General features: G+C 73.2%; 9 protein-coding genes and 2 pseudogenes. 5 read left to right on the forward strand and 6 right to left on the reverse strand.

The features are described 5' to 3' along the window. Positions 1-1,659, reverse strand: a pseudogene (locus ACWCO3_RS23105) (hypothetical protein); the annotation flags it as partial. Positions 1,660-1,807: 148 nt separating this feature from the next. Between ACWCO3_RS23105 and ACWCO3_RS23110 the strand changes: the two are divergent. Together ACWCO3_RS23110 and ACWCO3_RS23115 are read left to right on the forward strand one after the other, a co-directional pair. After that, positions 1,808-2,446: a TetR/AcrR family transcriptional regulator gene (locus tag ACWCO3_RS23110; RefSeq protein WP_030489514.1), complete on the forward strand. Its 639-nt coding sequence runs from the start codon at positions 1,808-1,810 to the stop codon at positions 2,444-2,446. A 64-nt stretch (positions 2,447-2,510) separates the two neighbouring features. After that, the gene (locus ACWCO3_RS23115; RefSeq protein WP_030329796.1) at positions 2,511-2,738 is read left to right on the forward strand and encodes a DUF3107 domain-containing protein; all 228 of its coding nucleotides are present in this window, start codon (positions 2,511-2,513) and stop codon (positions 2,736-2,738) included. Positions 2,739-2,834: 96 nt separating this feature from the next. Here ACWCO3_RS23115 and ACWCO3_RS23120 read toward each other — a convergent pair whose 3' ends face one another. Beyond that, positions 2,835-3,485, reverse strand: a complete 651-nt coding sequence (locus tag ACWCO3_RS23120; protein WP_450011962.1) for a ferritin-like fold-containing protein — start codon at positions 3,483-3,485, stop codon at positions 2,835-2,837. A 284-nt stretch (positions 3,486-3,769) separates the two neighbouring features. On the opposite strand from ACWCO3_RS23120, the gene ACWCO3_RS23125 reads away from it, so the two are divergent. After that, positions 3,770-5,458 carry a DEAD/DEAH box helicase gene (locus tag ACWCO3_RS23125; protein ID WP_450011964.1) on the forward strand — a complete coding sequence of 563 codons (1,689 nt, stop codon included), beginning with the start codon at positions 3,770-3,772 and terminating at the stop codon, positions 5,456-5,458. Between the two features lie 86 nt (positions 5,459-5,544). Next, the gene (locus tag ACWCO3_RS23130; RefSeq protein ID WP_358165268.1) at positions 5,545-6,705 is read left to right on the forward strand and encodes a class I SAM-dependent methyltransferase; all 1,161 of its coding nucleotides are present in this window, start codon (positions 5,545-5,547) and stop codon (positions 6,703-6,705) included. 162 nt (positions 6,706-6,867) lie between these two features. On the opposite strand, the gene ACWCO3_RS23135 is transcribed toward ACWCO3_RS23130, so the two are convergent. Then, positions 6,868-7,305: a hypothetical protein gene (locus ACWCO3_RS23135; protein WP_145778836.1), complete on the reverse strand. Its 438-nt coding sequence runs from the start codon at positions 7,303-7,305 to the stop codon at positions 6,868-6,870. 247 nt (positions 7,306-7,552) lie between these two features. Between ACWCO3_RS23135 and ACWCO3_RS23140 the strand changes: the two genes are divergently transcribed. Beyond that, complete coding sequence (locus tag ACWCO3_RS23140) at positions 7,553-7,969, forward strand: helix-turn-helix domain-containing protein (protein WP_088987517.1); 417 nt, start codon at positions 7,553-7,555, stop codon at positions 7,967-7,969. Between the two features lie 240 nt (positions 7,970-8,209). Here the strand turns inward: ACWCO3_RS23140 and ACWCO3_RS23145 are convergent, their stop codons facing one another. From ACWCO3_RS23145 to ACWCO3_RS23155, 3 genes and pseudogenes are all read right to left on the reverse strand, one after another. Further along, positions 8,210-9,136, reverse strand: a complete 927-nt coding sequence (locus tag ACWCO3_RS23145) for a hypothetical protein (RefSeq protein ID WP_145778835.1) — start codon at positions 9,134-9,136, stop codon at positions 8,210-8,212. 182 nt (positions 9,137-9,318) lie between these two features. Continuing rightward, positions 9,319-11,439 carry a RecQ family ATP-dependent DNA helicase gene (locus tag ACWCO3_RS23150; RefSeq protein ID WP_450011967.1) on the reverse strand — a complete coding sequence of 707 codons (2,121 nt, stop codon included), beginning with the start codon at positions 11,437-11,439 and terminating at the stop codon, positions 9,319-9,321. Positions 11,440-11,478: 39 nt separating this feature from the next. Then, a pseudogene (locus tag ACWCO3_RS23155) lies at positions 11,479-11,969 on the reverse strand (BTAD domain-containing putative transcriptional regulator); the annotation flags it as partial.

Raw genomic sequence — 11,969 nt, forward strand, 5'->3', positions numbered from 1 at the left:
CAGCGTGGGAGGTGCCCCCGCAGGCGCCGGAGGCGGTGTGGCGGGCGACGCCGGGCTGGTGGCCCAGGACGGGCGTGACGGCGGAGCGCTGGTCGGCTCGGCATCGGCTCCGCCAGCCCAGGACGGCCGGGACGGCGGAGCGCTGGTCGGCGCCGGGTCGGCTCCCCCGGCCCAGGACGGCCGGGTGGGTGCGGCGCTGCTCGGTTCGGCATCGCCTCCGCCGGCCCAGGACGGGCGGTCGCCCCGGGAGGCACTGGTAGCCCCGGACCCGGCCCAGGACGGGCGCTCGGCCGGCGGCCCACTGGTCGGCGTCGGACCATCGGCCCAGGACGGGCGCTCGGCCGGCGGCCCACTGGTCGGGGCCGGGCCACCGGCCCAGGACGGGCGTCCCACGGCGGGCGGCGGTGCCGGCGACGACACCGGCGGGCCGCTGGTCGGGGACGGGTCCGAGTCGACGGACCGGAGGGAACGATCGGCAGGTGGCGCAGCGGACGGAGCAGCCCAGGACGGGCGGGCGGTCGGCGGCACGCTGGCCGGTTCGACAGGGTTGTCCGGCGCGGATTCGGACGCGGCCTCACCTCGCGCGGGCTCGTACCCACGCGGTGAATCGGCGCGGACCGGTTCGTACGGGCGGGGTGACTCGGCCCGTACCGGCTCGTATGGCTGGACCGGATCGGCGACCCAGCCGGACGCGGAATCGTCCCGCGTCGGCGGGCCGTCCGGCTCGTCGTTCTGCCGGGACCAGGGCGGTGCCCAACCACGGTCCCAGCTCGGACGGTTCCAGCTCGGCCCCGACCAGTCCGGCTCGACGGCCGGCGGCTCCCCGGCGCGGCGCGTCTCTCCCGAGCGGGGGCCTTCGGCGCCGCGACCCGGCTCAGCACCGCGACCCGGATCAGCCGCTTCGGCGTGCGCGTCCGGCCCCGGGGTGCGCCCCGGCGCTGCCGGAGGCTCCGGCGTCAGCGGGTCCCGCCAGTCGCGTGACGCGGCCGACGGGTCGTCGGCCGCGAGCCGTTCCGCGATCGGCGCATGGAAGCCGGGCGGCACCTCGAAGCCCGACGCGGCGGTGCCGACGGGCGGCACCTGGACGGCCGGCGGCGCCGAGGTGGGCAGCCCGGGCTCGGCCCAACGGGCGCGATGCGCGGCGGCGGGATCGGCTGTGGAACGTGGACCGGCGCCCGTGTCCGGCTCGCCGCCGCCCTGCTCCGCCGGCGGCACGGGACGTTGCGCGGGAACCACCAACCGGTCGCTGGCCGCCTCGGGGCGCCCCTCGCCGGGCAGCCCGGGCGGTGCGCTCACCGGCGTGGGACGTCCCCCGGTCGGTTCGAGACCGGGGCGACGGACGCCGTTGGTGTCGTCCGGGTGGCGGACACCGTTGGCGTGGTGGCCGTTGGCCCGAGCCGGTGGCTCCGGGTCGCCGGGCGACCCGGCCAGGGGCGACGGAAGGTCGCCGTGTCGGGTGGAGGAGGCACGCCAGCCGGAAGCCGGGTCGGGCTGCCAGCGCGGCGCCTGCTCCCGGGCATCCTCGCGGTCGGCGGCTCGGGGCCACCCACCTGCCTGAGGCGCCCACCCACTGACGGGACGACTCGGGTCGTCGTGCTGACCCGCTCCGTCACCGTGTTCTCCCGGGGTGGCGGCTCCGGGTTGCCCTGTTTCACTCACCGCGCGCTCCTTGGTCGCCCCCGCTGAGGCTACCGTGTGCCGAGAGTGGCGATAAGTTACAGCGGCGGGCCATTTCCACGACGGTGGTCAGTGACCTCGCCGGTCTGGGGGGAAAATGCCGGCTCGTACGGAGAACTCGGAGGATCCCATGACCGCTGCGGGGAATGGTGCACAGACCGCTGGCCGGCCCACCCGCCTGCCCCGCTCCGCGCGTCGTAAGCAGCTTCTCGCTGCGGCGCAGGAGGTGTTCGTCGCCCAGGGCTACCACGCCGCCGCGATGGACGACATCGCCGAGCGGGCCGGGGTGTCGAAGCCGGTGCTCTACCAACACTTCCCCGGGAAGATGGACCTTTACCTGGCGCTGCTCGACACGCACTGTGACGCCATCGTCGCTCAGGTGCAGGACGCGATGCGCGGCACCAGTGACAACAAGGAACGGGTCAGCGCCTCGGTGCGCGCGTACTTCGACTTCGTCGACCACGAGAGCGAGGCGTTCCGGCTCGTCTTCGAGTCGGATCTGCGCAACGACCCGGCGGTGCGGCAGCGGGTGGAGCGGGTCGAGCAGGGCTGCATCGCGGCGATCACCGACACCATCATCTCGGACACCGGGGTGAGCCGGGCGCACGCCGAACTGCTCGCCTCCGGGCTGGTCGGCGCCGCCGAGACGGCCGCGCAGTTCTGGCTGGCCGGTGGCCGGCAGGTGCCGAAGGCCGAGGCCGAGGCGTTGGTGGCCGCACTGTCGTGGCGGGGCATCGCGAGCTTCCCGCTGCAAGGTGAGTCAGCCTGACCGTCGACCCCGTGATCGGATAGCCTTCGCAGGGCGGTTCTTTCGCCCCAGTTGAGGAGGCACAGTGGAGGTCAAGATCGGCGTGCAGTACGCGCCGCGCGAGCTGGTACTGGACAGCGCGCAGTCGCCGGCCGAGATCGAGCAGATCGTGACCGACGCCTTCGCCGGTAACGGCGGCACGCTCTCCCTGACCGACGAGAAGGGCCGGCGGGTCATCGTTCCGGTCGAGAAGGTCGCCTACGTCGAGATCGCCGAGGCGTCGCCCCGGGCGGTTGGTTTCACCGTCCGCTGACCGGTCCGGCCATCGCGGCAGGTCGGCGTTCGGCCCACCTGCCGCAGGCCGGCCCCGGTCCCGACCGTCGCAGACCGGTCCCGACCGGCTGGGCGGTCAGTTGTTCAGCCCGGCGGCGGCCATTCGCGCGGTGTGCGCGGCGGTGAGCCTGCCGAACAGCCCGGGCACGTCGACCCGGTCGTCCCGCGCGATGAGCGTGGTGAGTGCGGCCCGCTCGGTGGCGACACGGCTCGCCTGGGACAGCGCCTCGCCGACCAGCCGCCGCCCCCACATGGAGAGCCGGCCGGCCACCCGGGGGTCGTCGGCGACCGCGGCCCGGATCTCGGCCGCGGCGAATTCGGCGTAACGGGAGTCGTGCAGGACGTCGAGCACCAGTGCCCGGTCCGGTTCCTCCAGTGCGTCGGCGATCTCCCGGATGAAGTCGTCGGTGATGGCGTCGCCGACGTACGCCTTGGCGACCACCTCCGCCCAGTCCCGAGGCTCGGTCGAGTCGTGGTACGCCTGCAGCGGCTCGACGTACGGCGCCATCGCGGCCTCCGGCGGCACACCCAGCGCGGCCAGTCGGTCGGCGAGACGCCGGTAGTTGACGATCTCGGCGGCGGCCATCTCGTTCAGCGCGGCTCGCCGGCGCAGGTCAGGGGCGAGCCGTGCATCACCGGCCATTCGTTCGAAGGCGAGCAGTTCGCCGAAGGCGACCAGGCCCAGCAGATCGGCGACGGCGGGACCGGGGGTGGTCGGCGTGGACACGAGCGCAGGCTACCCCGTATCCGAACGCTCGGGCGGACGTGACGTAGGTCACATTTGCTTGCCCCGCGTGGCGAGTGGCGGGAAGGGAATCGGGACGGGGGCATGCCTGTTCAGGTAGCATGGAGCAGTTGCCGTGGGCGCCGATCTGATCGAAGCTCAGCCCGCGGCGCGCGTGCGGCCCGGTCCGGCTCGGCAGTCTGCCGCCGACCGTGTGGCCCGCGTCATACCGAACGCGCCCTGAGGACATGACGGGCGCACCCACGAGAGGGCACCCCCACATCCAGATGAGCGAGTTGACTCAAGATCTGATGGACGGCCAGGAACTGGCCCCCACCGCCCCGGTTCGACCGGAGGCCCCCACGTTCGCCGCACTCGGCGCCCGCGCCGAGACCGTCGAGGCTCTGGCCGCGGCCGGCATCACCCGCGCCTTCGCCATCCAGGAGTACGCGATCCCGATCGCGCTGCGCGGCGTCGACCTGATCGGCCAGGCGCCCACGGGCACCGGCAAGACCCTCGGCTTCGGCGTACCCCTGTTGGATCGGGTGTTCGCGCCGGGCGAGGGAAGCGACGGTGTCCCGCAGGCGCTGGTCGTCGTCCCCACCCGTGAGCTGGGCATCCAGGTCGCCAAGGACCTGGCCGCCGCCGGCCGCACGCGCGGCGTCCGGGTGCTGCCGATCTACGGCGGCGTGGCGTACGAGCCGCAGATCGACGCGCTGCGCAAGGGCGTCGAGATCCTGGTCGGCACCCCCGGCCGGTTGATGGACCTGCAGAAGCAGAAGCACCTCCGTCTGGACCGGGTGCACGCCCTCGTCCTCGACGAGGCCGACCGGATGCTCGACCTGGGCTTCCTCGACGACGTCGAGAAGATCCTCGCGATGCTTCCGGAAGACCGGCAGACGATGCTCTTCTCGGCCACCATGCCGGACCCGATCGTCACCCTGTCCCGGCGCTTCCTGCGCCAGCCGATGACGATCCACGCCGGGCACACCGCCGAGACCGGTCCGTCGCCGCAGACCCAGCAGTTGGTCTACCGCACCCACTCGATGAACAAGGTCGAGGTGGTGGCACGCATCCTCCAGGCGGAGGGGCGTGGACTGACCATGATCTTCACCCGCACCAAGCGGGCCGCCGACCGGGTCGCCGAGGACCTCGACTTCCGCGGGTTCGCGGTCGCCGCGGTGCACGGTGATCTCGGCCAGGGCGCTCGCGAGCGGGCACTGCGCGCCTTCCGCGCCGGCAAGATCGACATTCTGGTCGCCACCGACGTGGCGGCCCGAGGGCTGGACGTCACCGGCGTCACCCACGTGATCAACTACGACTGCCCGGAAGACCAGGACACCTACACCCACCGGATCGGTCGTACCGGCCGGGCCGGCGCGACGGGCGTGGCCGTGACCTTCGTCGACTGGGACGACATGCCGCGCTGGCGGATCATCGACAAGACCCTCGGTCTGGAGATGCCGGAGCCGCCGGAGACGTACCACACGTCGCCGCACCTCTACACCGACCTGCACATCTCCACCGAGGTCAGCGGCACGCTGCCCACGGCCGAGCGCACCCGGGCCGGGCTGTCCGCCGAGATCGAGGAGGACCTGGGCGGGACGACGCGCTCCCGCCGGGGCGACGGCGGTGGTCGGGGTTCCCGACGCGGTGAGAGCCGCAGTGAGGGGCGGGGCGAGCGCCGTGGTCGGGGCGACGGTCGCCGTGACCGCTCCGACTCCGGCACGCCGGCCGTCGCCGAGGCACCCGCGGCCGACGCCACCGAGGAAGGCACCCGTACCCCCCGCCGTCGGCGTCGTCGCCGGGCCGGCGAGGTGGTCGCGGGCGAGGCGACCGCGGTGATCGCCGCCGAGACCGCCGCCACCGAGCCGGCCGCCGCATCCGACGGCGAGCCGTCGAAGCCGCGTCGCCGCCGGCGTCGCCGTGGTGGCGGCTCCGGTGCGGGTACGCCGGCCGAGGCGACCGCCGACTGACCAGCAGCCACACCTGACATCCCCCGCACCGCCCCGCGCGGTACGGGGGATGTTCCCTTCCCACCCCACCTGCCGAAGATGGAACGATGCCGGAACCACTGGACGCCGCCCTGACCGAGGTCCGGGCGCTGCTACTCGACCCCGCGCTGACCCGGGCGGTCGCCGCCGGACGACGCCGTGGGCACCGCCCCTCGATGGTTCGGGCCGAGCTGCGGCCGGTGACGCTCAAGGCCGGACCCCGCATCCAGATCGCCACGTCGGACGGCGCTCGCCCGTACACCCGTAACGTCGCTCCCGGCGCGGAGGCCGCCGTTGCGGTCGACGAACTGTTGGCCGAGCCCTTCGGCAACTGGCACGTGGAGACGGCCGACGCGACGCTCCAACTGCGGGTGACCAAGTCCGGCGAGGCTCAGGTGCACCGGGCCGCGACCACCCGTGCTGCGGCGACGCCGGGCGGGAACGACCGGGCCAAGGAATACCTCCTCGATCCCGGTGACCCGATCTTCACCGAGATCGGCGGCTCGGCGGCCAAACGACGCCAGGTGGACGCGTTCCTGCGGGCCCTCGCCGCGACCCTGCCCGACGACCTGACCGGTCCGCTCCGGGTCGTCGACCTGGGCTGCGGCAACGCCTACCTGACGTTCGCCGCGTACCGCTACCTGACGGGTCGCGGGCTGGACGTCCACCTGATCGGTGTGGACGTCCGGGAGGACCAGCGGCAGCGCAACACCGAGCTGGCGCAGCGGTTGGGTTGGGCCGACCAGGTCAGCTTCGTGGCCGGCACCATCGCCGACGCCGTCGTCGACCCCGCGCCCGACCTGGTGCTGGCGCTGCATGCCTGCGACACCGCCACCGACGAGGCGTTGGCCCGCGCGGTGCGTTGGGAAGCCCGCTGGGTGCTGGCCGCCCCCTGCTGCCACCACGACCTGGCGAAGCAGCTCCGCGCCCACCCGGCCCCGTCCCCGTACGAGCTGCTGACCCGGCAGGGCATCCTGCGCGAGCGCTTCGCCGACGTGCTCACCGATGCGCTGCGCGCCGGGTTGCTGCGGGTGCACGGGTACCGGGCCGAGGTGGTGGAGTTCGTGGACTCCCAGCACACGCCGCGCAACCTGCTGATCCGTGCGCGCCGCACCGGCGGCGGGCCGACCGAACCGCAGCGTGCGGAGTACCGCGAGCTGGTCGACCAGTGGCAGGTCACGCCTCGGCTGGAGACCCTGCTCTCCGCCGACGACGAAAAGCTCGCCTAGGGCGTGTGTCAAAGTCCTCGGTCGTGCCGAGGCGGAGTCCAGGCGGCGGTCCGGCAAGGCGGAGATGGGCTTGGATACCGGTGTTGTATCCGAGCCCATCTCCAACGCCGCCGGCCGTCGTCTGGGCCCGCCGCAGGCCGGCCAGGGGCTTTGACACACGCCCTAACGGCGGCGGTCGCTGCGGTCGCGGGCGCCGGCACCGCCGTCGAGGACGGACACCCGGTCGGCACCGAGCCGGTGGCCGGCCCGATCGCCGTCTCCCGGAGCGGTCGGGAACGGGACGACCTTGCCCGCGCTCTCGGCGTTACCGGCCGCGGCGAAGGCGTTCCAGGAGATGTCCACCAGCAGCTTCTTGACCTCGGCGTGCCGGACGGCCGCACTGTGCTGCAACGCCATCCGGGCACCGAGCACGACACCGACCAGCGTCGTGGTGATCGCGCCGGTGGCGGCCAACACGTGCAGACCGGTCGCGGAACTGGTGCGGAGCGCCAGGACCAGCAGCCAGATCCAGAAAGCGGCAGCGAAGACGCCGGCCTTGGCGACGAAGAAGAGGCTCACCGCACCGGGCTGGTACGGCTGGGGGCGGCTCGGTTCGGCCATGGTGCTCCTCGGCGATGGTGCGGTCGGAGGCGGCAGGCGCGATACGCCAGGCCGGGACGGGCACCGAGCTTAGTGGAACAACGATGATGATCGCTCGGTGCAAATTTCGGACCGCACCATGCTGCCGGAGAAAAAGTCTCATTCACGGGACAGTTTGTGCGGTCAGTCAATTGTTTCCGCCCTTGGGCGTACTACCCTCGGAAGCGCATCGTCCCGGTGCTCCGGCAGGGGGGAAAGACACACAGGGATGGCATCAGCCGACGTATCACCACAGATGGCCTTCGCCCGCTTCGTCCGGCGCGCCATCGATGACGCTCGTGACGAACGTGGCTGGACCGTGACCGATCTTGCCTCACACACGGGCGTTGGTCGCTCCACCGTGTTCCGCTGGCTCGCTGGTGACTGGCAGGACTATCCCGAACTGGCGAAGGTACGCGGCTTCTGCGCCGCGCTGGATCTGCCGGTCGCCGCGGCCTTCCGTGCGCTCGGGTTGCCCGACGCCGGCCCCACGCCCCGCCGACGCCACGACGACGGCCCCGTCGAGGCGGACGTCCGCGCCATCCTGGACCGGCTGGCCGATCCCACGGTCCCCGCCGAGGAGAAGCACCACATCCGCGACCTGCTCCGCTACCTGGCCCGCCGCCCCATCCGCCGCGCCGGCTAACCCCACGCCCACGCCCGAGATCGTCACAACATCGGGGATGTTGCTGCCTCAAACGCACCGGAAGCAGCAACATCCCCCGATGTTGCGCGGATCTGCCGGCTCAGCCCGGAACGGGTCGGACCGCCACAGCCGACCCAGCCCGAGCATCGATCATGAAGTTATTGCCACGACGCGCCGTGGAAAGTGGCGATAACTTCATGATCAACGGAACGAAGGGGGGCGGCAGGGGCGGGTGGGGCTTTAGGGGACGGTGAGGGTGAACTCCGCCGTGTGGACCGTGGGGCCTACCTGGAAGTCGAGGTAGAGGCGGTAGCGGCCCGGCCCCGGGGTGGTCAGCCAGAACTTGATCTGGCCGTCCAGCAGTTCCGGCTCCGGGTGCACGTGCAGGTAGCCGAGGTCGCCCTCGCGCAGTGCCACCAGGTGCCCGTACGCCCCGAGGTAACGCTCCAGCGGGGCGGCTCCGCCCTCGCCGTCGACCCGGAAGGTCAGTGGCACTGTCGTCCCGGCCTGCGGGGTGCCCTGGTAGCCGACCGTGAACCCGTCCACCGTCGTCGAGGTGGCCGGTCCCGGCAGCGGGCGAGGCTGGTAGTCACCGGGCACCACCAGGTCCGCGCCGAGGGTCACCGCGGTCTGCGCGCCGGTGTCCGCGACGACGGTGAAGTCGGTGTACGCGCGCCAGACGCCGGACTGCGCGAGGGTCAACGGCACCGACCAGGTGCCGTCGGCCGCCATGGTCGGGTGCAGGTGCTGGTAGCCGGTCAGGTCCCGGCGTACGACGATGAGGTGCATCGGCTTGTCGTGCACGACGGCGAAGCGGGTGACCGGCCGACGCTGCACGTCGCGTACCTGGAAGCGGAGCTGACCGGGGCGACCGGCCGTGAAGTCGGTGGACAGCGGCACCAGGGTGAGCCCGGCCGAGCTGACCGCCAGGCCACCCGGCTCGGTGGGCGCGCCCTGGTCGGTGCCCGTGGCGGTGCCGTGGTTGTGCGGGCCGATGCCCGGTGGGTCGGTGTGTTCGGCGGCCAGGGAAGGGACGCCGGCGGTGGTGCCACCCTCGTTCAGCCGGCCGAGGCCGAAACCGAGCAGGACCGCCAGCACCAACCCGCCGACCACCAGGGCCAGCCGGAGTGTGGCCCGGTCCGGCGCGGCGGAGACCTGGTCAGGCACCGCCGACACCCAGCACGTGAACCCCCTGGTCGAAGGCGGCGCGGGTGTCGGGCTGCTGGTCGGTCATGCCGCCCACGGTACCGTCGCGCCGAGCCGACCCGGACCGACGCCCGGACGGCGTGGCGACGATCGCATTCGACGCCGCCCGGGAACTTCTCCACCGACCGGCACCGAAGCGGGCGTCACCCGGCGACGGCGAGGGCGAGCGGGAGCACGTCGGGTGCGCCGGCCCGGCGCAGTGCCCGAGCCACGAGCGTCATCGTCCAACCCGAGTCGATCAGGTCGTCGACGAGGAGCACCGGGCCGTCCAGGCCAGCCAGGGCGTCGGCCAGCTCGGTCGGCACGGTGAAGGTGTCGTGCAGCGCGCGTACCCGTTGGGCGCTGTTGCCGCGCGGCCCACCGGGGCCGCCCGCACCAGCCGGCGTGACCTGGCCGAGGAGCGGCAGCCGGCCCACGGCGGCGATCCGCTCGGCGAGCGACCCGACCAGCCGGGGCCGCCGCCGGGAGCCGACCGCGACCACGGCCACCGGCCGGCGGGGCCACGGGTCGTCGCCGTGCGCCCACGCCTTCAGCACCTCCACCACGGCGCCGGCCACGTCGTCGGGCACCGGCCCGTCGGGCGCCTCCGGGCCGACAAGATCCCGCAGCCGGCCACCCCAACCCAGGTCGGAGAGACGCCCGACCGCACGGCCCGGCAGGGCCTGCTCCGCGGGGGCGATCCGGCCTTTGAGGGGTACGCCCACCGCGTCGAGCCCGGTCGGCCAGAGCTTCTTCGGGGCGATCTCCACACCGGGCCGGCCCAGGAAGGTCTGCGCGGCGGCGAGAGCGGCCGTCGACACGTCGGCGGCGAAGAGGGGCTCGGCGCACCTGTCGCACCGACCGCAGTCGGTCGCCCCGGTGTCGTCCAGGCGTTCCCGTAGATACCGCATCCGGCAGTCGGACGTGGTCGCGTACTCCCGCATGGCCTGTTGCTCGACGGTGCGTGCCTCGGCGACGCGGCGCAACCGGGCCTCGTCGTAGGTCCAGGGTTCGCCAGTGGCGAGCCAACCACCGCGCACCCGGCGGACCGCGCCGTCCACGTCGAGAACCTTGAGCATCAGCTCCAACCGGGCCCGGCGCAGGTCGACGAGGGGTTCGAGGGCCTGGGTGGAGAGCGGGCGGTCGGTGTGCAGGGCGGCCAGCACGGCCCGGACCTGCTGCTCCGGCGGGAACGCCAGCGAGGCGAAGTATCGCCAGATCGCGGCGTCCTCGGCACCGGGCAGCAGCAGGACCTCGGCGTGCTCCACGGCGCGACCGGCGCGGCCGACCTGCTGGTAGTACGCGATCGGCGACGGTGGCGCGCCGAGGTGGACGACGAAGCCCAGGTCGGGCTTGTCGAAGCCCATGCCGAGCGCGCTGGTGGCGACCAGCGCCTTGATCTTGTTGTCGAGCAGGTCCTGCTCGGCGGCCCGCCGGTCGGCGTCCTCGACCTGCCCGGTGTACGAGGACACCGGGTAGCCCCGGGAGCGCAGGAACTCGGCGGCCTCCCCCGCTGCCGCAACGGTCAGCGTGTAGACGATCCCCGAGCCGGGCAGCTGATCCAGGTGGTCGGCGAGCCAGGCCAGCCGGTGCGCCGGGCTGGGCAGGTCGAGCACCCCGAGGCGCAGCGACTCGCGGTCCAGGGTGCCGCGCAGGACGAGCGCGTCGCCCAACTGCTCGGCGACGTCCTGGGTGACCCGGGAGTTGGCGGTGGCGGTGGTGGCCAGCACCGGGGTGCGCTCGGGCAGCTCGGCGAGGAACGTGCGCAGCCGCCGGTAGTCGGGGCGGAAGTCGTGCCCCCAGTCGGAGACGCAGTGCGCCTCGTCGACCACCAGCAGCCCGGTCGTCGCGGCCAGCTTGGGCAGTACGCCGTCACGGAAGTCCGGGTTGTTGAGCCGTTCCGGGCTGATCAGCAGTACGTCCACGGCCCCGGTCTGGATCTCGGCGGTGATCTCGTCCCACTCGTCCAGGTTCGCCGAGTTGATCGTGCGGGCCCGGATGCCGGCCCGGGCCGCCGCCTCGACCTGGTTACGCATCAGCGCCAGCAGCGGCGAGACGATCACCGTGGGGCCGTGCTCCCCGCCGTCTCGCAGCAGGGCGGTGGCCACGAAGTAGACAGCCGACTTGCCCCAACCGGTGCGCTGCACACAGAGCACCCGCCGCCGGTCGACGACCAGCGCCTCGATGGCCCGCCACTGGTCCTCGCGCAGCCGAGCGTGGTCACCGGCCAGCCGGCGCAGCACCGCCTCGGCCCGCTCCCGTACCGCTGCTCGATCGTGGCTCATCCGGCATTTCTACCAGCCGTCGCCGGGGAACCCCCACGGTCAACGGGGCCCGAAACGCTCCGACCGCGTCGTCACGGGAGTGTGCACCGGCAGGAAGAGCAGGACGTCGCGGAGCGCCTCGGTGGCCGCGACCGGAAGCGGGCAACGCGCTGCCAACTCCTCCATCGACCCGTACGGGCCGCGTACCCACCGGTCCATCGCCACCTGCCGGCGTTGCGCATCGGTGAGCCCGGGCAGCGTGGCGAGCACCTGATCGGGTACGGCGTTGACGTCGACGAGCCCGCCGTCGTCGAAGGCGCGGGGCAGGTCCGGTCGGCCGATCGCGAACTCCAGACGTGCCGAGGGGTAGCGGTGCAGCAGGTTGCGCGCCTGCTGGCGGCGAATCCGGCGCTCCTCCTCGAGGGCCTGCGCCACGCGCGGCCGTCCGGTGATCCGTCCCCAGACCCAACTGTTGAGCAGGACTATGTGCGCGGAGCCCACCAGCCAGCAGAGAAAGATCACGCCGAGCCCGGAGAACACCTCCGCCGGCG

The organism is Micromonospora sp. NPDC002411 (genome assembly GCF_053592955.1).